Annotated in this window: 22 protein-coding genes and 1 pseudogene; 16 read left to right on the top strand and 7 right to left on the bottom strand. The window is 46.3% G+C overall.

Going from position 1 to position 16437, the window contains the following annotated elements:
* Nucleotides 1–97: 97 nt before the first annotated feature.
* The 7 genes from ACYVIC_RS19580 (at nucleotide 98) to ACYVIC_RS19550 (ending at nucleotide 4941) form a co-directional block, all read left to right on the top strand.
* Nucleotides 98–697, top strand: coding sequence for a hypothetical protein (locus ACYVIC_RS19580; protein ID WP_460862647.1), 600 nt, complete (start codon nucleotides 98–100; stop codon nucleotides 695–697).
* Nucleotides 698–788: 91 nt separating this feature from the next.
* Entirely contained in the window at nucleotides 789–1226 is a 438-nt protein-coding gene (locus ACYVIC_RS19575; protein ID WP_460862645.1) for a hypothetical protein, read from the top strand.
* A 131-nt stretch (nucleotides 1227–1357) separates the two neighbouring features.
* The gene (locus tag ACYVIC_RS19570) at nucleotides 1358–1636 is read left to right on the top strand and encodes a hypothetical protein (RefSeq protein WP_460862643.1); all 279 of its coding nucleotides are present in this window, start codon (nucleotides 1358–1360) and stop codon (nucleotides 1634–1636) included.
* 98 nt (nucleotides 1637–1734) lie between these two features.
* Nucleotides 1735–2361: a LysE family translocator gene (locus ACYVIC_RS19565; protein ID WP_460862641.1), complete on the top strand. Its 627-nt coding sequence runs from the start codon at nucleotides 1735–1737 to the stop codon at nucleotides 2359–2361.
* Between the two features lie 95 nt (nucleotides 2362–2456).
* Nucleotides 2457–3470: a S41 family peptidase gene (locus ACYVIC_RS19560; protein ID WP_460862640.1), complete on the top strand. Its 1014-nt coding sequence runs from the start codon at nucleotides 2457–2459 to the stop codon at nucleotides 3468–3470.
* Nucleotides 3471–3610: 140 nt separating this feature from the next.
* Entirely contained in the window at nucleotides 3611–4432 is an 822-nt protein-coding gene (gene panB, locus ACYVIC_RS19555) for a 3-methyl-2-oxobutanoate hydroxymethyltransferase (RefSeq protein WP_460862638.1), read from the top strand.
* A 101-nt stretch (nucleotides 4433–4533) separates the two neighbouring features.
* A complete protein-coding gene (locus ACYVIC_RS19550; protein WP_460862636.1) occupies nucleotides 4534–4941 on the top strand; it encodes a GFA family protein in 408 nt (135 codons plus the stop codon).
* Nucleotides 4942–5419: 478 nt separating this feature from the next.
* Here ACYVIC_RS19550 and ACYVIC_RS19545 read toward each other — a convergent pair.
* From ACYVIC_RS19545 to ACYVIC_RS19535, 3 genes and pseudogenes are all read right to left on the bottom strand, one after another.
* Nucleotides 5420–5608 (bottom strand): annotated as a pseudogene (locus ACYVIC_RS19545) (IS110 family transposase); the annotation flags it as partial.
* A gap of 32 nt (nucleotides 5609–5640) precedes the next feature.
* Nucleotides 5641–5958, bottom strand: a complete 318-nt coding sequence (locus ACYVIC_RS19540) for a CcdB family protein (protein WP_460862635.1) — start codon at nucleotides 5956–5958, stop codon at nucleotides 5641–5643.
* Nucleotides 5958–6203 carry a type II toxin-antitoxin system CcdA family antitoxin gene (locus ACYVIC_RS19535; protein ID WP_460862634.1) on the bottom strand — a complete coding sequence of 82 codons (246 nt, stop codon included), beginning with the start codon at nucleotides 6201–6203 and terminating at the stop codon, nucleotides 5958–5960. Before ACYVIC_RS19535 ends, ACYVIC_RS19540 begins: the two co-directional genes overlap by 1 nt.
* A 170-nt stretch (nucleotides 6204–6373) precedes the next feature.
* Between ACYVIC_RS19535 and ACYVIC_RS19530 the strand changes: the two genes are divergently transcribed.
* The 8 genes from ACYVIC_RS19530 to ACYVIC_RS19495 all read left to right on the top strand — a co-directional run bounded on the left by ACYVIC_RS19530 (nucleotide 6374) and on the right by ACYVIC_RS19495 (nucleotide 11525).
* Nucleotides 6374–6775 (top strand): hypothetical protein, encoded by a 402-nt coding sequence (locus ACYVIC_RS19530; RefSeq protein ID WP_460862632.1) that lies wholly within the window; start codon nucleotides 6374–6376, stop codon nucleotides 6773–6775.
* A gap of 98 nt (nucleotides 6776–6873) precedes the next feature.
* Nucleotides 6874–7728, top strand: a complete 855-nt coding sequence (locus ACYVIC_RS19525; RefSeq protein ID WP_460862631.1) for an alpha/beta hydrolase — start codon at nucleotides 6874–6876, stop codon at nucleotides 7726–7728.
* A 99-nt stretch (nucleotides 7729–7827) separates the two neighbouring features.
* Nucleotides 7828–8559 carry an alpha/beta hydrolase gene (locus tag ACYVIC_RS19520; protein WP_460862629.1) on the top strand — a complete coding sequence of 244 codons (732 nt, stop codon included), beginning with the start codon at nucleotides 7828–7830 and terminating at the stop codon, nucleotides 8557–8559.
* A 168-nt stretch (nucleotides 8560–8727) separates the two neighbouring features.
* A complete protein-coding gene (locus ACYVIC_RS19515; RefSeq protein WP_460862627.1) occupies nucleotides 8728–9075 on the top strand; it encodes a hypothetical protein in 348 nt (115 codons plus the stop codon).
* Between the two features lie 167 nt (nucleotides 9076–9242).
* Nucleotides 9243–9665, top strand: a complete 423-nt coding sequence (locus ACYVIC_RS19510) for a GNAT family N-acetyltransferase (RefSeq protein ID WP_460862625.1) — start codon at nucleotides 9243–9245, stop codon at nucleotides 9663–9665.
* A 100-nt stretch (nucleotides 9666–9765) separates the two neighbouring features.
* Nucleotides 9766–10233, top strand: a complete 468-nt coding sequence (locus ACYVIC_RS19505) for a hypothetical protein (protein ID WP_460862623.1) — start codon at nucleotides 9766–9768, stop codon at nucleotides 10231–10233.
* A 168-nt stretch (nucleotides 10234–10401) separates the two neighbouring features.
* Nucleotides 10402–11103, top strand: a complete 702-nt coding sequence (locus ACYVIC_RS19500) for an aspartate/glutamate racemase family protein (RefSeq protein ID WP_460862621.1) — start codon at nucleotides 10402–10404, stop codon at nucleotides 11101–11103.
* A complete protein-coding gene (locus ACYVIC_RS19495; RefSeq protein ID WP_460862619.1) occupies nucleotides 11100–11525 on the top strand; it encodes a DCC1-like thiol-disulfide oxidoreductase family protein in 426 nt (141 codons plus the stop codon). Before ACYVIC_RS19500 ends, ACYVIC_RS19495 begins: the two co-directional genes overlap by 4 nt.
* 2 nt (nucleotides 11526–11527) lie before the next feature.
* Here the strand turns inward: ACYVIC_RS19495 and ACYVIC_RS19490 are convergent, their stop codons facing one another.
* The 4 genes from ACYVIC_RS19490 to ACYVIC_RS19475 all read right to left on the bottom strand — a co-directional run bounded on the left by ACYVIC_RS19490 (nucleotide 11528) and on the right by ACYVIC_RS19475 (nucleotide 13876).
* Nucleotides 11528–12226, bottom strand: coding sequence for a DUF3379 family protein (locus tag ACYVIC_RS19490; protein ID WP_460862618.1), 699 nt, complete (start codon nucleotides 12224–12226; stop codon nucleotides 11528–11530).
* The gene (locus tag ACYVIC_RS19485) at nucleotides 12219–12803 is read right to left on the bottom strand and encodes a sigma-70 family RNA polymerase sigma factor (protein WP_460862616.1); all 585 of its coding nucleotides are present in this window, start codon (nucleotides 12801–12803) and stop codon (nucleotides 12219–12221) included. Before ACYVIC_RS19485 ends, ACYVIC_RS19490 begins: the two co-directional genes overlap by 8 nt.
* An 80-nt stretch (nucleotides 12804–12883) precedes the next feature.
* Nucleotides 12884–13486, bottom strand: coding sequence for an HvfX family Cu-binding RiPP maturation protein (locus tag ACYVIC_RS19480; protein ID WP_460862614.1), 603 nt, complete (start codon nucleotides 13484–13486; stop codon nucleotides 12884–12886).
* Between the two features lie 114 nt (nucleotides 13487–13600).
* Nucleotides 13601–13876, bottom strand: a complete 276-nt coding sequence (locus tag ACYVIC_RS19475; protein ID WP_460862612.1) for a hypothetical protein — start codon at nucleotides 13874–13876, stop codon at nucleotides 13601–13603.
* Between the two features lie 148 nt (nucleotides 13877–14024).
* On the opposite strand from ACYVIC_RS19475, the gene ACYVIC_RS19470 reads away from it, so the two are divergent.
* Entirely contained in the window at nucleotides 14025–16418 is a 2394-nt protein-coding gene (locus ACYVIC_RS19470) for a Lon protease family protein (protein WP_460862611.1), read from the top strand.
* The last annotated feature ends 19 nt before the right edge of the window (nucleotides 16419–16437 follow it).

Raw genomic sequence — 16437 nt, 5'->3', positions numbered from 1 at the left:
ACCGGGCCGTTCAACAGGCGTTTAGCCGTCACTGAACAACGCGCCGGATAAAACGCTAAAGCGTTAGCAGGTTCACTGTAGAGTCTTGGAGTGGAGAATGAATAAAATAACAGGGGCAATTGTCAGCTTTTTGATATTGCTTGCCGCAGCAGGAGCTTGGGGAATCGTTTACTGCGATACTTTGGGGCTAAAGCCTAATGAAATGGTGAGCGCATTAATTGCGGTTATTGCTAGCCTTGGGGCGCTAGTATCAGCCACATTTGTAGTAGCTAGTTATCTGCAAACGAACAAAGCTTACATTGAGTCTCAAAGACCACATTTACTAATACTTGTTGAGAGTCTAAGACATAACGAGTCCGGTCAGCCTGTATCAAGAATCCACTATCACAACATAACAAATAATAGATTCAATGATTTAACAATTACGGTTTCAGTTGATGCAGAGAATCGAACTTATGATTTAAGCCATCTTTTCAGAAGCAAGATGACGATGATAGGGCGAGACCAGCGCCAAAGATCATTTAAGCCTATAGACGAACTTACGAACTTAGGCTTAGACCTACAACGAACAGCTAGTTCAGGAAAAGAAGTGAAGCTTCGAGCCGGATATAAATATACATTTAATGGCGTTGAAGATGTAGTAAATGCTCAAGAGTATCGATGGGATGCAGACGACCAGCAATGGAGTATCTGTTAATGCCGCCTGCTAACAATCAACTGCAGCGGATCAATTCTCGCTGGGCTCAAATTGCCCGCTGAGTTGGGCGTTAGCTGCAATGGAGACTCCAGTGGAAATATCCGAAATTGAAGCGAAGTTAAAGCTGCTTAATGGTCGAGGTTCAGATGATGAATATGAAGCCGTAAAGGTGTTAAGCAAACTTGGCGATATGTTCCCTGATTTGTTACTTCAAAAATATCGGGTTTCAAAAAAATGGGGTGAGAGAGCATCCTGTGTATATCACGCCATTAAATTCGCTAAAACAAATGATTCTTCATTCCAGCTTGGCATCGAAGCAACGCAAGATAAATCAAAGCATGTAAGGTATCGGGCGTGTATGTTGTTGGCTATCGCACAAAAATCAGAAGCTATTATTGTGCTTGAGTCGTTACTAAATAATACTGACTCAGCCAGTGATGCTGTTGCCGCAATAGATGCTATACAGCACCAAAATCATCACTACTTTGCAGACAGAGATCACTCAGGCATGGTCACTTTAAATGTGTAGCCAAATCACAGCTAACAAGCGCAAGCAATCGGACTTGGGTAAGCTGTCACCATTTTTGCAAAAAGCCGCAAAAATGCCGCCATCTCACCCAAGCCGTTGTTGCGGGCGTTATACATTTAGGAGAGTTTAGTTTGAGTTCTGTCAAGCCACCCAAAAGCATTTTCTTCGCTGCGCTATGGATGTCACTGTCAGTTTTGGTTGCTTTAGCAGGCTATGTAGCACTTTTTGATAAAGCTCCGTTTGCCATGTTTGGGCTATTAGCGCTGTCAATTTTGCTTTTTGTAGTGGGGCTGCAGCGCACTGAGCGCTTTTCCGTAGATCAGGATATTTTTAATAATCGGATACGTATTCTAGGTTTTGCATCAGCTTTGTGCGGCATCGGTACTATTTTTTATGCAGCATCCTTATAAATGTATAACAAACGCCATCAAAAACGCGCCCGTTGGGCGCTCGACTCGCAACAAGTTACTCGCGTTTGTGGCGGGCGTTAGCCTTACAGGAGTTCATTTTGAGTATTGAGATTTGGTTGGCCTTTGTAACTGCATCACTGGTATTGTGTTTAACACCTGGTCCGACAGTTTTTCTGGTTATTGGTCAAGCTATTACTCACGGTAAGCGTTCAGTTATTCCCCTCGCTGCCGGAGCCCTTGCAGGAGATATTATCTTAATGTCGCTCAGTTTCATGGGGTTAGGGTTATTGCTATCAATCTCATCAACCATGTTTAACTTAATTAAATTTGCTGGTGCGGCATATCTTATTTACTTAGGTATCAAAGCGTTTCGTACTAAGAGCAGGCCAGATAGTCATGCAACTGAAAGGGATAATAAGGGCGGTTCATTTTCAATTTTCCGGGATGTTATGATCGTTACCGCACTCAACCCGAAGGGCATTCTATTTTTCATGGCTTTTTTGCCGTTGTTTATTACTACTTCGGAGCCCGTTATTCCTCAAATGTCGATTTTGGCAATTTCGTTTTTAGCGGTATCTCTGTTTAGTGTAAGTTGCTATGCAGTATTGTCAGGCTATCTTCGGGGTTATTTAACTAAACCCCGAGTTCAGGATGGATTTAATAAAGTTGGCGGTAGCCTGCTTGTAAGTGCAGGTGTAATTACTGCTGGTATGCAAAAAGGCTAACAAGGCGCTGTTGTCGCCGCTACCGCGGCTGGGACGGCTTACGCTGCGCTCCAGCCGCCCCAAAGCTTTGCGTTATATGACTCAGGAAGAACCTAGTGCTTAAATTCTTAGCCGGAGTTTTGTTTATACCTTGTGTAACTTTTGCTGACACGGAAGTAAGCCCAGATAGGCTGGAAATTATCAGTAACCTGAAGCAAGAAATTGCTAAACAATATGTCCTCGAGGACAAAACCCCTGCGATATTAGATTCATTAAAAATATTATCTTCATCTGAAGAGCTACAGCTTGTTTCGGGTGATAAAGAATTTGCAGAAGTAATTGATAGTAATCTAAAAAAGTTTGATAAGCATTTTAGCTTTTTATGGAGAGCTAATAAAAAAACAGGCACCAATCAATCGTCAGAAAGTTATTGGGAAAAACTTGAACGTAAAAACTCTGGATTTAGTAAAGTTGAAATACTGGCAGGTAATGTTGGTTATATTGATTTTTGGGGTTTTGATAAAGTAAACAGCAACTCGACAGAGCGTGTAGCCAATGTAATGGCGATGGTCTCTGATGCTAGCGCTGTTATTTTCGATCTCAGGAATAATGGTGGTGGACATCCAGAGATGTCACAGCTAATTAGTAGCTATCTATTTAAAAATAGGACTCATCTGAACAGTATCTATTGGCGTTATTCTGGTGAAGTTGATGAATTTTGGACCTTCAGAAAGGTTAAAGGAAAAAAACTTGTCGATGTTCCTATTTACATTTTAACGAGTAGTGCAACGTTCTCAGCTGCTGAAGATTTTGCTTATAGTTTACAGAGCTTAAAACGAGCAGTCGTTGTCGGTGAAGTGACTGCCGGCGGAGCGCACCCTATGCGCTTTTTAGATTTTGGGAGTGGTTTTGTTGCAGGTATTCCATATGGTAAAGCAATTAATCCGATCACTAAAACAAATTGGGAATGGGTTGGTGTAAAACCTGACTTAATTTCATCGAAAGAAGACGCTTTTAATCTCGCATATTTCACGGTGCTGAAAAGCTTGGTAAAAGCAGAATTGAGCTTTGCCGCAAAGAATGAAATTAAGGATAAATTGGAAGAGTTGGCTATGACTCTGGGTGATTGAGCAATGAGGTTTAAATCGTCATATAACAATCGCCATCAAAAACGCGCCCTTTGGGCGCTCGACTCGCAACACGTTGCTCGCGTTTGTGGCGGGCGTTATGTCCATTGAACGAGTGTTGGGCACCATAAAAAGGAGTTAGGATGAGTACACATACGTCAAACCGAAAGATTACTACCGCTAAGATTAGAGAGATGAAAGGAAAAGGTAGCATTGTCTCTCTGACAGCTTACACCAAGCCAATGGCGAGCTTTATGGACCCGTATGTAGATCTCATCATTGTTGGTGATTCAACTGGAATGGTTGCATACGGTTTTGATTCAACCTTGCCTGTAACACTAGACATGATGATTGCTCATGGTGCAGCTGTTGTACGAGGAGCTGAACGGGCTTGCGTAGTTGTTGACATGCCCTTCGGGTCATATCAGGAGAGTAAAGAGCTGGCGTATCGAAATGCAGCCCGTGTATTGACAGAAACGGGTGCTCAGGCGGTAAAGGTTGAAGGAGGATTGGAGCTGGTTGAAACCGTGGAATTCCTGACTAACAGGGGTATTCCTGTTATGCCGCACATAGGTCTCCGCCCTCAGCATGCAAATACTCTTGGTGGGTTCAAGGCGCAGGGGCGAGATGACGATGCTATTGCGTTGTTGGTTAAAGAGGCACAGGCCTTTGAGTCAGCAGGCGCATTTTCGGTATTGATTGAAGGGGTTTTTGAGAAAGCCGCAAGAAAGGTTACTGAAGCCATTACCATTCCCACAATCGGCATTGGCGCTTCTCCTGAGTGTGATGGACAAGTGCTAGTGACTGAGGATATGCTTGGACTGTTCTCAGACTACACCCCGAAATTTGCCAAGAAATATGTAGACCTCAGCGTCCATATCAAAGAGGTATTTGCAGAGTTCGAAAAAGAAGTAAGGGCCGGAACTTTCCCGTCAGAAGAGCATTGTTTTGGTATAAAAAAGTGACATAACAAGGCGCTATTGTCGCCACTATCGTGGCTGGGACGGCTTACGCTGCGCTCCAGCCGCCCCAAAGCTTTGCGTTATGTGCTCGCAAGGAACCAAGTATGGCTTTAAATTTGAAAGAAGTTGATGGCGTTCCAATCAAATCTAAACACAAAGCCACCTGCCATTGTGGTTCTGTTGAGTTTGAGCTTGATTTACCGGATGGTTTGGTTGAATTACGGCGCTGTGATTGTTCGCTTTGCCGGAGGCGTGGAGCGATAGCGGCTTCAATTCCTTTGTCGGGTATAAAAATTATAAAAGGTGAGAGCTTATTAAAGCTTTACCAGTTTAATACAAAGACAGCTAAGCATTATTTTTGTAGCAACTGCGGTATTTATACTCACCATCAACGCAGATCAAATCCAACGCAGTATGGTTTTAATGTTGCTTGCCTTGAGGGAATTAACCCATTGAAAATACAAAATGTACCGACCAAAGATGGTGTAAACCATCCGGCAGATCGCAAATAATGGCACATAACACATATGAGCCTTCTCGGAGTCAATAGGTAAAACCGCTCTTCTGGCCGTGTTAGCGGCCAGTCTGTTTGTCCATCAGCAAGATAGACTGCTTCATCTGTCATCATGGTTGCCAGGCGATAGCCTGCAACAAATACATATCGGGGCTCTCTTATCTCATGCTCAATGAGTGCCTGCTGATTTCAGCATCCTTGCTGACAGCAGGGGCACCAGACATTCATCGGTTAACCTGTTGCTGGCACTATTCAAGGCGTCGGGCTTAAAGCCAGTTAGTTTCAGGCTCAGCACAGGTGCAAACCATCTTGCTGATGGTAAATGCGCGGCGACAAGGTGTCTAATCAAAGCAACCTGGTTACGGCAGTGTGCCAGAAGGCGGGTGATTCAGCTTATTACTAAGGGTTACCCAACCATCATTTGAGCATCAGCCATGGTGTTCCAGTTAGACGTTCAGCTCACCTTGTCCCGCGACTTAACCGGCTAGGAATCGCTTCTCATCAAATACCTTCTGATTTTTCAGCATGTAGTAAACGCAACGGCCAACCTTGTGCGCCAGAGCGCTGAGTGCTTTGCTCATGCGCTTTTGTAATTTGAGTAAGTGGGCTTTGGCTTTGTCGTTACCGCGCAGATAAAGAACGGCAATTTCACCGAAGGCCCACTTCCTTCACTACAAAGCCGCACGTGTGCTTTGCGCTAAATGCCGGTAACCAGAAAGTCTATCGCAGCGACAATGTCATCTCGAGCGTCAGTCAATGAAGCTTCCTGCGCTTTCAAAAAGCTGACGGAGACGCTGGTTAATTGATGAGTAAGAAGAACAAACTTTTTGTTTTTGATTTTAATAACAGGGCAAAGGTGGTTGGGGTAGGTTTGGTCAGATCTCCGAACAGGAGTTAGTGGAATTACTACTCTGCTGTTAAGGGTCTCGAGAAGGCCGTTTTGAATATCAACAAAGTAGGGATAAGTCTGATTGGTATCATTATCTGTATTTACGTAAAGGTCAAACTGCTTCATCAGAGTACCCGATGTTTGTCAGAGAAAAGACCGTTTTCTTCAGCAAGTGTATTACAGTTATCAATGGCTTCACGATTATCTTTCAGCCACTGATTACGCTTTTCCTGGCGAATTTTCTCAGTCAGCGCCCATTCAAGAGTTGCTGAGAGGTTTATGTTCAGGCTGCGAGCTTCAGCCAATAAATCTCTGTTTATTGAAAGGTTTGCCGCTTTTTTGGCGGCAGCGTTGCCAGATAAAGGTTGCATTGCATTTGCTCCAGGTATAGCTTATGCGCATTGTCAATACGCATTATGTTAGTTGGGCGGATTTAACAAGTCAAGTAACCGGAGGGCTTCGCCGCCGGGCCTTTCGGCGTTATGCCGGCTGAAAGATTATCGCCCCTCTCAGGAACAACAACAGGGAAACAGGAAAGGATATGTCAGTGTTTCTTAAATTTCGACTCGTTATTTTAGCTTGCCTAAGCCTTGCTCTTTCGGCATGTGTTACTTGGCCAGGACATCGCCAAACAGTAGATGAAGAAAATTTCTATTTACATATCACCGCCCCTTCTAGGGTTATAAAAGAAAATATTCGTTTTAACGCTGAAGAAACAGAACTATTATGTTTACCCGAGAATGCTCAAATCGAGTTAATTGTTTCAGATAATATCGGAAAACATCAGCTCACGATAAAAGAACACCAAGGTTCGATAGTTTATCACTACAGGTTAAATGGACGTAAAACAACATTTGGAGCCAAGGAAAAAGAGTGGTTCGCATCGCAAGTCCCTTTAATCATTGAAAAATCTAAATATCAAGATGGTCCGAGTCAGGCATAACAAACGCCAGCACAACGCGCCTTTGGCGCTCGCAACAAGTTGCTCGCGTGTGTGGCGGGCGTTAGCTGTGGTTAACCTTCACACATTTAAGGAAAATAATGTTTTTTAAGTTGGCTTTTGCTCTAGTTGTTTTTTTCTCAGTTTCGGTATGTGCTAAAGAGAGCACCGAATTTAAAATTCGAAATACGCATACTCTGCAAATAAAATCTGAAGTAAGCGGATTGGAGTATGAGCTGTATATTCGCCTGCCTAACGATTACTCAGAAAATAACAAAAAATACCCGCTGGTATTATTAAATGACACAGGTTATTCAGTTGCAGTGGCGAGCGGCATTGTTCATCTGATGGCAGGCCGGGACATCGAGGATGTCATTATTGTAGGGATTTCATATTCCAAAGGGCATAACCCTTTGCTTAGTCGCACAAGAGACTACACACCAACATATGCCCCAAATGAAAAAAGGGGGCATTCGCTCGAACTTCAGAAGTATTCAGGTAAAGCCAGTCAGTATATTAGTTTCATATCAGACGAGGTTTTACCTCTGATTAGTCAAACATATCGAATCAGACAGGATAAAAAAATATTTGTTGGTCATTCATATGGCGGTTTGCTTGGCGCCAACATCTTGATTACTAATGCCGAACTATTTGACTACTACATCTTAGGTAGCCCATCGTTCTGGTATGACAACAAAGTGATGTTTCGGCTGGAAAATGACTTTGCAAAAAATAATAAGGTCATGAAAGCAAGTGTATTCATGTACATCGGTAGTGAAGAAGGTAGTATGGTAGAGGAAATGCAGGCATTCGAGAATCAGTTAAAATCACGCGATTATCAAGGCTTAAGCATCCAATCCAAAGTATTGTCTGGATTGACTCATCAAAGTGCCTTTGCTGTGTTACTAACGGATGGCCTTCAAAAAGCTATTCCAAAACAAAGCAAAGGCAGCTAACAAAAAATATTATCGCCAGCAAAAAAAGCTGGCTGCGACGTCAAACCGCTTTTCGGCTTTACGCCCGTGTGCTTTGCGTTAAGCTTTTTGGAGATATATTTGAAACTTCTGTTTCTGCTAATGTGTTTGGCTAATCCAGCGTTTGCGTCTGAGTATCGTATTGTCACAGATCCTGAAAGGCAAAGAGACATTCCAATTCAAGTTAGCTTGCCGACGGACGTTTCGCTCTGTAGCGCTGAAAATCAATGCCCTGTTGCTTTATTAAGCTCTGGTTATGGCGTTGCTTACGATAAGTATTCATTTATCTCAGATACTTTGAATAAAGCCGGTTACCTTGTTGTTGCTATCCAGCATGAACTGCCGGGCGATCCAGCTCTTGCAGCTACAGGCCATCTTTATACTGAACGAAGTGAAAATTGGCAGCGAGGCGCTACAACCCTAAAATTCATTCGCAGGCAGCTAAAACCTGAGTTTTCGGGCTATGACTTTAATAATTTAACTTTAGTTGGTCATTCGAACGGTGGCGATATCTCCAGTTTGTTGCTGAATGAAGGTGTGGATTTTACCAATAAACTCATAACCTTAGATCACCGCCGTGTTCCATTGCCAAGAGCCGGCTCTCCATTTATCTTATCGATTCGCGGTAGTGATTATCCGGCTGATGAAGGGGTGTTGTACACAGAGCAGGAAAAAACGATGCTTAATGCGTGTATTGTGCAAATTGCAAATTCTAAACATAACGATATGACAGATTTTGGCCCAGGCTGGCTTAAAGATGTAATAGCAAACACTCTGCTGAGTTTTATATCCGGGCAATGTAATGGCACATAAAAAGCTTAGCAAACCGCGTCATTCGCTGCTTGCATGCGCGGGGCACACGCCTCTACTATAAAGGCATAAACTACAAAGGAAGACTGATGGAGCAAGCCATATTACAGGTAAATAAAGCTGCAATTAATTTTACTAAAGCGGCGGTGCTCGTTGGTGTGTAGATTATTAATGCTTTTTATCGTGTTAACTTTTAGCAATTCAAGCTATTCAGACCCGCTTGAAAGGTTTACCCATGAAAATATCGCTTCAGCAAAAGCATTAGCGAAGAAGCTGAGCAACGCCGAGTGGATATATAGCTGGCGTGGTCGTGACTATCAATTCCGCTTCAATGACAACGGTTCTATTGGAATGCTTGAAAGCTGGAAGAATGTTAATTGGTATGTCACGGGTAAACGTGAGGTAGTTTTGGAAGCTGACGGCTCTAAAATGCTATTGAACTTCAATTCAAGTGTTTCTGTTTTTTTCACCAGAGATTGGAATGGTGAGAAATCGGATGGTCGTGTGTTACTTAAATAACCACATCAAGCAGATGCTGTCGATGCGCACCACGCAGTTGCTGTGCGCTTAAGTTATTGTATTTTTTCTAAATGATCACTAATCTGGCTGACATTAAATTTACCGGCACAGATAAGCCTGCGTTTAAATACGCGGCAAGCAGGCGTAAATGTGAGGAGACTATAGCGGTGGTTACATTCAGGTCGGCTGAGGATTTAGCAACGGCAGCACAATTTACGCTGTCAAATATGCAGCCATATTATCAGCACTACTCGGTAGATTGGGATCAGGCGCAGATTGAGGCCATGACGCAACAGCTGGTGAATTTTGATATTTTGTTTCAGGAAACGCTGGTGGGTGTAATGAGGTTATCTTTTGACACTGAAGATTGCTGGTTACGTGATTTGCAAGTTGATCAGCATTATCAGAACCGAGGCATTGGCGCAATCGCTCTGGCTGAAGCTGAGCGGCTGGCTAAAGAGCGCTGTTGCCAAATTTTGAAGCTTAGAGTGTTTAAAAATAGCCCGGCGGTTCATTTGTATAAGCGGCAAGGGTTTGTTTTAACTAGCGAAGACGAACGGTTTTACTACATGAGTCGTGTCGTCTGCTAACCATTGCATATTATCGTCAGGAAAACGCGCTGGCTGTGACGTCGACCTGCAACGTGCTCTGTTGCTCGCGTACTTTGTGCAAGGTATTTAAGGAGGAAAGATGAACTCTGCTAACAATAAGCCCCTTTTGGCGGCGGCACTGTGTTGCGTCGCTGCGGCGCTGGCGCATCTTGGTTGTATTGTATTCGGTGCAGACTGGTATCGGTTTTTTGGTGCGGGTGAGCAAATGGCGCGGATGGCAGAGCAGGGGCTGTGGTATCCCACTGTTGTAACGTCTGCCATTGTGTTACTGCTGGTTACCTGGGCGCTGTATGGTTTGTCTGGCGCAGGTAGCATTAAGCGTTTACCGCTGACCAGGTTGGCTTTAGTGCTTATTGCAGCAATTTTTATCCTGCGTGGTGTTTCCTTCGTCGGTTTAATGCCGATGTTCCCGGAGAATAGCCTGACATTTTGGCTGGTTAGCTCCGGTATTTGTTTGTTTATTGGCAGCCTGTTTGCTATTGGTTTGTATCAGCAATGGCCAGAACTGGGCGGCAAAGGGCTAAAGACGCTAGTGCAAAAAACTTAAACTGGTGGTCATCACCTGTTCCCTGGGGGCTACTTATTGTGTTACTCGTGTTTTTTGCCAGCGTAATATAACAAATAGCATACACCCTGCTTGTTACCGGTTAAAAAATTGCCAGCGCTGCACTTTTACGCCATGTTAGCTGTCTGGCAACCGAACGGAGTTTTAACAATGAAAACCATTGGCCTTATTGGCGGTATGAGCTGGGAGTCGACTATCCCGTATTACCGGTATGTAAATGAAGGGGTTAAAAGCCAGCTGGGCGGGCTGCACTCTGCCAAGTGCATTTTAGTCAGTGTCGATTTTTATGAAATTGAGCGCCTGCAGCAGGCTGGCGACTGGGACACTGCCGGTGCAATACTGGCCACAGCGGCGCGCACGCTTGAGGTGGCCGGCGCTGATTTTATTGTGCTGTGTACCAACACCATGCATAAAGTGGCCCCGGCTATTGAGGCGGCAGTGGCTATTCCGCTGCTGCATATCGCCGATGCGACTGCAGCAGCGATAAAGCAGGCAGGCTGCAGCCGCGTGGGGCTGCTAGGCACCAAATTTACTATGCGGCAGCCGTTTTACCGCGAGCGGTTAAGCGAGTTACACGGCATAGAAGTATTGCTGCCAAATGAAGCCGAGCAAGACAGCCTGCATCAAATTATTTATCAGGAATTATGTCAGGGCGTGATTAACCCCGAATCTAAGCAAGCTGTACGTAAAATGATGGCTGGCCTTGCCTGGCAGGGCATAGATGGCATTATTCTCGGCTGCACCGAAATTGGTTTGCTGGTGGGTAAAGCTGACGCCGCCGTGCCGCTGTTTGATACCACGCTTATTCATGCCAAAGCTGCTGTTGAGCTGGCGCTGGATGTCAGCAAATGACATCGACTGAGCATTCTGCCGCGCCCGCCATTTTGCTGATTTACGATAAAGACTGTCCGGCTTGCAATGCCTATTGCCAGCTGGTGCGTGTTCGCCAAACTGTAGGGGAGTTACAGCTGATTAATGCCCGCGAAGACAGTGATGTAATGCGCGAGCTAACCGCACAGGGGCTGGATATTGATCAGGGTATGGTGCTGAAAATGGCCGATAACCTGTACTACGGCAGTGATGCAATTTATATGTTGTCGTTGTTAAGTAGCCGCAGCGGGCTTTTTAACCGGTTGAATTATCATTTGTTTAAATCACGCCGCGTCGCTGCATGGTTGTACCCGCTGTTGCGGGCTTGTCGTAATCTGCTGTTAAAGTTGCTGGGCAAGCGCAAAATTAACAACCTGAATATCAGCGGCAATGATCGCTTTTAATATCAGGCCGAAAAAATCAGCTTTTGCGTCAGCTTTTGCGGCAGCTGCTGCAAGTCAGCGGCGTTATCGCTTACCACTATTACATTGGCGTTGGCCATGGCCAGCGTTAAGCCCTGGTATTGCTGGTCGGAAAATTGGCTGCTAAACGCCAGCTCAGCATCTTTTGGCACAATAAACACTGTGGCATAACCGCTGGCGGTTTTTACCGCCAGATGCAGTGAGCGCACGCCCTGAAAAGTGCAATAACGGGCGTAGATAATTTCATCCTGCCAGTCTTGCAGGCTGGCGCTGAAGTCAGCCAGTTTCAGGTTTACCTCATCAAGTGGTTGTGTTGTTGCGTGGCGCAGCAAAAAGTCGTGCTCGTGGTAGACATGGGCCAACGCATGGCTGCCAAGGTCAGCAGCAAAACTACCCTGATATAGCTGCACCCCAAGTACGGATACCAGCGCAATACTTGCCGCCAGTGCCAGTGGCGTAAACCAGTTGCGGCGTGGCTGGTGTTGCTGCGGAATTTGCAATAAACGTTCAGCCAGCATCGGTGGTACCGGTACTTGTAGCGCATCTTCCAGCTCTTGCTGTTGTTGTTGCAGTTCGTGGGCGAATAGCTGTAAATCGGCATCTTTTGCCAAAGCCGCCAGCAGTTCAGGGTGCTTGCTAAACGGATTGGCCAGTAAGATACGGCGTAATTCTGTGTTATCCATGGCTGGGCTCCCCCTGTTGGCTAAGCTGGTCGCGTAGTAATTTACGGGCGCGAAACAGCCGGGTATTGACGGTATTTACATTAAGCTCTAGCAAGTTGGCAATTTCGTCGCTACTAAAGCCGCCCAGCGCCTGTAGCACTAAAGGCTCACGGTATTCTTCTGGCAGTGTTGCCATACGCTTACGCAGTAAGTCGTTGTCGCAATGCTGTTCGGCACTGCTTTGGCTGGTGTCGGCCAGGCTGTCTTGCTCTGCGCCATCGTCGTAGTCAAACTGCTTACGTTCAAAGCGACGGGCATTTTCGCGACGCAAAATGGTCACTAACCAGGCTTTAGCCGCATTTGCGTCAAGCAGGCTGTCGAGGTTTTTCCAGGCGCGTAAAAAGGTTTCTTGTACCAGATCCTGTGCTACGTCGGCATCTTTGCACAGCCAGTAGCCATAGCGGTATATATCAGCATGGTAATGTCGTACCAACTGCTCATAGCGCTTGTGTTTGCTATCGGTTAGTTGAAACACCGCTATCCTGTTTTGCGCTGGTGTGGCGTCGCTGTGCTGTGGCGCACTGTTGGGTTCGGGCATAGAATTGGCGTGACTCGCAGCTAAGTTGGGTTCCAGCCTAGCGCGATTTCGCTGAGCAGGCAAAAAATGAATGTTGCTCATTACGCGGCCTCATTAACGTTACGGCGGCATAGCCAGTAGTCCATGCTGGTGTAGCGGCCAGCGCCGGTAAAAAACAAACTAAGTAACATTACAAAGTACGTTGTCGCAAATTCAATACCGTTGTTCAAAATAACAACGTTGCCATTGCTGGTTAGCCAATCGTAATGGCCGTGTTGTTGCAGCAGGCTTTTTGCCGCGTCTAGCTTGTCAGCGGAATTTAACACCCGCTCATTGGCTAACCAACTGCTGCTATCGGCAATAGCCAGCCAGCCGTTGGGCCAGTGCACGGCAAAAATCGCCACCAGCATGGTGACCATTAATGGAATACTGGCTAGCCGGGTGAATAAACCCAGCAACAACAGCAATGCCCCGCCAAGCTCTGCTGCTATTGCCAGTGCGGCCATTAACGCCGGCACAGGCAACCCCAACCCCCAGTCGGCATTGCCAAACCAGGCCACAGTATTGTCAAAATGCTGGTACTTGTTCCAGCCAGCCTGCGCCAACACCGGTGCCAGGTAAAGCCTTAGCAGTAATGGCGCGATACCAGATAGGTGCTGACAGCGTGCAATTGCACTGTGATAGTAAGAATAAATGGCTTGCATCTGCTGACCTGAAAAATTGCATTGTAATGGGGTATAAGAACGGTAGGACGGATAAAATATTTCAGCGCAGCGCTAAAACGCTACGCTGAAGTACAGCAGAGGGCCGGGGGGAGGTTAATGAACCCGGTAGAAGCGGCAGAAAAAATCGATAACGGCGTCAGCATCAAGGCTGGAGAAGCGCACTTTACGTTGTTCTACAATGGCCTCGCCCAGCGTTTTTAAGGTATGTTCCAGTGGCAAGCCAGTCGGGCGCGTTAGCTGATAATCGGCAAACAAAAAGTTAAGCGCTGCACTGGTGTAGGATAAGCCCGGTGTTATCGACACCAGTTCCAGCTCTTGTAAGCGCACACCGAGGTTGCGGATTTTCTGTAAACGGTAAGATTCGTTCATAACGGGCCTCTGATCCTGTTTTGTTGCATAGCCTTGTATCGGCGCTACGGCAGAATTCTTTAGCCTGAAGTAGAAAATTGACCAGTACAGCAGGGCAGCTTTTTTGCTAGTATAGCGCCAATTACCGCTGTTTAAGCCAAGGCAATACATGACATCACACCCACATTCACTGGCGCTGACTGTTCAGCAACTGGGGCCGCAACTTGATAACAAACTGATTACGCAGGCGTTGGATCAAACCACATTGATCCCGGCGTTTATTGGCCAGGACAGAGCCAAATCGGCACTGGCGTTTGCTATTGGCATGGATATGCCAGGTTACAACCTGTATGTCGCCGGTGAGCCGGCGCTGGGCCGCTTTACCCTGGTGCAAGATATTCTGCAACTGGCCGCCAGTGAAAAGGCGACACCGCAAGAGTGGTGTTACCTGAACAACTTTGACGACGAGCGGGTACCTAACACCCTGCGCTTGTTGCCGGGTGAGGGCAAGGTGCTGGTAAAGAAAATTGAAGCTCTGATAGATGAGCTGTTAGATACCTTTCCGGCGGCCTTTGACAACCCGGGTTATCAGCGCAAGAAAAAAGCTATAGCACGCGAATTTGACGACAAGTACGAACACGCTATCGAGCTGGTTGAGAAAAACGCGCTGGAAAAAAACGTTGTGCTGTATGAAGAAAACGGCGCGGTGAGTTTTTCGCCGATTATCGACGGCAAGCCACTTGATGATCAAGAGTTTACTAAACTGACCGAAGAGCAGCGTCAGTATTTTTACGGCCTGGTCAGTGAATTAGAAACGGTATTAAATGAGCAACTGCTGGAGTTACCTCAATGGAAACGCGAGCTGTCTGAAAGTTTACGGGCACTGCGCAAAGACACCATTGAACAGGCAATAAAGCCGCTGCTGAAACAACTGGAGCATGACTACGCTGCCGAACTGGGCGTGCAACGCTATATCCGCGAAATGCGTAGCCATCTGGTTAAGGCCGTATTAGAGCTAATGCCAGACGAGTCTGATGCTGAAAAACAGGAAGAACACGACAACCGCGAAATTTTTGTTGAAGAGTTTGTTCCCAATGTGCTGGTGCATTTTGACAGCATGTCAGGGGCGCCGATTATTTTTGAACCCAACCCCAGTTATGGCAACCTGTTTGGCAGGGTAGAATACAATTCGGCTGGCGGCTCGCTGTATACCAATTACCGCATGATCCGTCCCGGTGCCTTACACCGTGCCAACGGCGGCTACCTTATTCTGGATGCCGACCGGTTGTTAACCCAACCAGCGCTGTGGGATGCACTAAAGCTGGCGCTGAAATCCGGTGAGTTGCAAATAGACACCTTGTCGGAACACGCAGTAACTAACTCGACTATCATCACCCCCAAAGCCATACCATTAAACGTCAAGGTGGTGCTGCTGGGCTCGCGCGATCTGTATTACCTGATCCAGGACGTTGACGACGAATTTAACGAACTGTTTCGCGTACTGGCCGACTTTGAGCATTACCTGCCGTACACCACGGAAACAGTAAGCTATATGGCGATGCAGGTACGTGAGCAAATGCGGCTGCTTAATATTCATGAACTGACAGCTGCTGGCTTTAAGCAGTTGTTATTATTTAGCTTTCGTCAGGCTGAGCACCAACGTAAGTTATCGGCGCGCTTTGCTGACGTATTAGAACTGGTGCGTGAAGCCTGTTTTTATGCCTCGCAACAGCTGCACGACAGCCTTGGCGCTGAGCATGTGCAGCAGGCGTTAAAAGGTAAGCAACACCGCACTGGACGTATCAGTGAAAGCTTTCTGGAAGATATTCAGGAAGGGCAAATTTTAATTGATACCGATGGCCTGGCGGTAGGTAAAATTAACGGCTTAACGGTGCTGGAAATTGGCGACACCGCCTTTGGTACCCCGGCACACATTAGCGCCACAGTATTTGCTGGTAGCAGCGGCGTAATAGATATCGAACGCGAAGTTGAGCTGGGCAAAGCCATTCACTCTAAGGGCGTATTGTTGCTTACCGGCTATCTGGGGGCCAAATACGCGCGTGAATTTCCGCTGACGTTATCGGCCAATATTGCCATGGAACAAAGCTATGGCCATATTGACGGTGACAGTGCCTCGCTGGCAGAGGTGTGCGCGCTGTTATCGGCCATCACTGATATACCGATTAAGCAAAGCCTGGCGGTTACCGGCTCAATTAATCAGCATGGTCAGGTGCAAGCTATCGGCGGCGTAAACGAAAAGGTAGAAGGCTATTTCCGTTTATGTCAAAGCCGCGGTTTAACCGGCGAGCAGGGCGTCATTATTCCGGCCAGCAACCAGCTTAACCTGGTGTTAAATGACGAAGTGATTACTGCGGTAAAGCAGCATAAATTTCATATCTACGTGGTAAAAACGGTAGATGAAGCCTTAACCTTGCTTACCGGCGTCGCAGCCGGCGAAAAAAACAGCCGTGGCCAGTATCCGAAAAAATCAGTTAATGGCCGTGCCATGGCACGATTGGCTGAAATAGCCGAAATAGTAAATGGCGCTATGGATGAGGATTAGATTGTTGGTGTAAATCCGG

It is taken from the genome of Rheinheimera gaetbuli (assembly GCF_054781935.1).
The sequence above is the reverse complement of the archived record's forward strand: the minus strand, read 5'-3'. Positions and strand labels throughout refer to the sequence as shown.

Excerpts from the sequence above, each read along its gene's own strand:
- ACYVIC_RS19580 (WP_460862647.1), top strand. The coding sequence starts at position 98 with ATGAATAAAATAACAGGGGCAATTGTCAGCTTTTTGATATTGCTTGCC.
- panB (WP_460862638.1), top strand. The coding sequence starts at position 3,611 with ATGAGTACACATACGTCAAACCGAAAGATTACTACCGCTAAGATTAGA.
- ACYVIC_RS19550 (WP_460862636.1), top strand. The coding sequence starts at position 4,534 with ATGGCTTTAAATTTGAAAGAAGTTGATGGCGTTCCAATCAAATCTAAA.
- ACYVIC_RS19540 (WP_460862635.1), bottom strand. The coding sequence starts at position 5,958 with ATGAAGCAGTTTGACCTTTACGTAAATACAGATAATGATACCAATCAG.
- ACYVIC_RS19535 (WP_460862634.1), bottom strand. The coding sequence starts at position 6,203 with ATGCAACCTTTATCTGGCAACGCTGCCGCCAAAAAAGCGGCAAACCTT.
- ACYVIC_RS19530 (WP_460862632.1), top strand. The coding sequence starts at position 6,374 with ATGTCAGTGTTTCTTAAATTTCGACTCGTTATTTTAGCTTGCCTAAGC.
- ACYVIC_RS19525 (WP_460862631.1), top strand. The coding sequence starts at position 6,874 with ATGTTTTTTAAGTTGGCTTTTGCTCTAGTTGTTTTTTTCTCAGTTTCG.
- ACYVIC_RS19515 (WP_460862627.1), top strand. The coding sequence starts at position 8,728 with ATGCTTTTTATCGTGTTAACTTTTAGCAATTCAAGCTATTCAGACCCG.
- ACYVIC_RS19505 (WP_460862623.1), top strand. The coding sequence starts at position 9,766 with ATGAACTCTGCTAACAATAAGCCCCTTTTGGCGGCGGCACTGTGTTGC.
- ACYVIC_RS19500 (WP_460862621.1), top strand. The coding sequence starts at position 10,402 with ATGAAAACCATTGGCCTTATTGGCGGTATGAGCTGGGAGTCGACTATC.
- ACYVIC_RS19495 (WP_460862619.1), top strand. The coding sequence starts at position 11,100 with ATGACATCGACTGAGCATTCTGCCGCGCCCGCCATTTTGCTGATTTAC.
- ACYVIC_RS19490 (WP_460862618.1), bottom strand. The coding sequence starts at position 12,226 with ATGGATAACACAGAATTACGCCGTATCTTACTGGCCAATCCGTTTAGC.
- ACYVIC_RS19485 (WP_460862616.1), bottom strand. The coding sequence starts at position 12,803 with ATGCCCGAACCCAACAGTGCGCCACAGCACAGCGACGCCACACCAGCG.
- ACYVIC_RS19480 (WP_460862614.1), bottom strand. The coding sequence starts at position 13,486 with ATGCAAGCCATTTATTCTTACTATCACAGTGCAATTGCACGCTGTCAG.
- ACYVIC_RS19475 (WP_460862612.1), bottom strand. The coding sequence starts at position 13,876 with ATGAACGAATCTTACCGTTTACAGAAAATCCGCAACCTCGGTGTGCGC.
- ACYVIC_RS19470 (WP_460862611.1), top strand. The coding sequence starts at position 14,025 with ATGACATCACACCCACATTCACTGGCGCTGACTGTTCAGCAACTGGGG.